1 protein-coding gene is annotated in these 317 nt (G+C 40.7%); it reads right to left on the minus strand.

Annotation, left to right across the window (positions count from 1 at the left end):
* Positions 1–317, minus strand: a 317-nt coding sequence (locus tag IW20_RS26545; protein WP_035629195.1) for a hypothetical protein, incomplete at both ends; no start/stop codon positions are given.

Here is a 317-nt window from a genome sequence, read left to right on the forward strand (position 1 = left end):
GTATTCGTGTATGTTCCAGAATTACCACAAGACTCAGAAGCTACAAACGCTCCGCTAGTTTTAACGATATTAGTTACATCACTATCACAATTATCGGTTGCAGTAGGAGCATTCGCTTGCGCAGAAGTTAAAGCTGCAGCATCACTACATTGAATAGTTATATCCAAACTTCCCGCCTGAGTAGTCCAAGTTGGTTTCGTAGTATCTTCGATAGTTATCACTTGCGTGAAAGAGTCCGAAGTATTACCACATGCATCTTTAACCGTCCAGGTATTAGTGTATGTTCCAGAATTACCACAAGACTCAGAAGCTACAAA

The organism is Flavobacterium hydatis (assembly GCF_000737695.1).
GTDB classification, from domain to species: domain Bacteria; phylum Bacteroidota; class Bacteroidia; order Flavobacteriales; family Flavobacteriaceae; genus Flavobacterium; species Flavobacterium hydatis.